Source organism: Luteimonas endophytica (genome assembly GCF_029887875.1).
Classification (GTDB): Bacteria; Pseudomonadota; Gammaproteobacteria; order Xanthomonadales; family Xanthomonadaceae; genus Luteimonas; species Luteimonas endophytica.
Window position 1 is genome coordinate 1 of record NZ_JARXRM010000033.1, and the last position, 1,741, is coordinate 1,741.

The 1,741-nt window shown below is 73.7% G+C and carries 1 pseudogene; it reads right to left on the reverse strand.

The window, feature by feature from the left end:
- Positions 1 to 1,741 (reverse strand): annotated as a pseudogene (locus QFW77_RS10930) (ESPR-type extended signal peptide-containing protein); the annotation flags it as partial.

The window sequence follows — 1,741 nt, forward strand, 5'->3', positions numbered from 1 at the left end:
CCCACCGCGGTGCTGCTGTCGCCCTCGGCCACCGCGTTGTAGCCCGATGCCGTGGCGTACTGGCCCCAGGCCTGCGCGCCGCTGCCGAACGCCGAAGAACCGGTGCCGGCCGCGTAGCTGGCCGAACCGTTGGCGGTCGAATAGTCGCCCTCGGCATAGGCGTCCGAACCCGAGGCGGTCGCCTCGATCCCGTCCGCATAGGCCTCGCCCTCGCCGGTGGCCTTGAAATACTGGTTGTACTGGGTCGCCTCGGCCAGCTGGTCGAGGTTCACCGCGTCGGTGCCTTCGGTGCCTGCCGCCACATTGGCGATCTGCCGCTCGGCCCCGGCATCGCCCACCGACACCGTGTTCTCGCGGTCGGCGACCGAGCCCTGGCCCAGCGCCACGCTCCCCGCGGCCGAAGCTTCCGAATCCGAGCCCAGGGCCAGGCTGTCGGCGCCACTGGCCGTCGAGAGGTTGCCCACCGCAGTGGCGTTGGTGCCGGGAGTCCAGGCGCCGCCGCCCACCGCGGTCGAGAAGTCGCCCGATGCTTCGGTCGGGAGAAGGCCGAACAAGCTGCCGCCCACCGCCACGCTGTTGAAGCCGCTCGCCTGGGAACCCTGGCCCACCGCGACGCTGTCGTCGCCGCCGGCCACGCTGTCCGAGCCCACCGCCAGGCTGTTGGAGCCCGAGGCCTCGCTGAAGTTGCCCAGCGCGGTGCTGTTGAAGCCGGACGCGGCGGCGTAGCCGCCGACCGCCGTGGCGAAATCGCCGCTGGCGTCGGACAGGAAGCCGAACGCGGCCGAGTCGTCGCCGCCTGCGCTGCTCTCGGCACCGACCGCCGTGGCGCCCTCGCCGGCGGCATCGGCATAGAAGCCGACCGCCGTCGCCTCGGTCCCCGAAGCGTCGGCCAATGCGCCGGAAGCCAGGCTGCCATCGCCGCTGGCGACGGCCCCCGCGCCGGTCGCGGTGGCCAGTTCACCCGTGGCCAGGCTCTCGGCGCCCAGGGCCACCGCGTACTCGCCGCTGGCCTGCGCCATCGCGCCCAACGCGACGGCGCTGGCGGCGTCCGCCACCGAGTTGAAGCCGACCGCGGTGGCGTTCTCGGCCAGCGCGAACGCGCCGCTGCCGAACGAGGAGGCGCCCAGATCGCCGGCGTAGCTCGCCGAGCCGTTCGCGGTCGAGTAGTCGCCGGCGGCGGTCGCGTTCGACCCCGACGCGGTCGCCTCGATCCCGTCGGCGTAGGCCTGGCCGTCGCCGGTGGCCTGGAAATACTGCGTGCTCGAGGTCACCGCCTCCAGCTGCGCCAGGTTCACGGCATCGTTGTCGTCGACGCCGTCGCTGACGTTGACGATCCGCCGCGTCGCCGGGTGCCCGCCCGAACCGGTGCCGTTGCCTACCGACACCACGTTCTCCTCGGTCGCGCGCGAACCCGCGCCCAGCGCCACGCTGCTGGTGCCGTTGGCCCAGGCGCTCAGGCCCACCGCGGTGGCGTTGATTCCGCCATAGGCGAACGTATCGCGGCCGATCGCGGTCGAGCCGGTCGAGGTCGCCCAGGCGAACTGGCCGACCGCGGTGGTGTTGTCGGCCGTGGCCCGGGTGCTGCCGCCCAGCGCGGTGCCGTTGAGGCCGGTCGCCTGCGCGCTGTTGCCCAGCGCCACGCTGGCGCTGCCGCTGGCCAGCGCCGAGATGCCCACCGCCGTGCTGCGGGTGTTGCTGGCTTCCGCGCCGTAGCCGAGCGCCGTGGCGAAGTCGCCGCTGG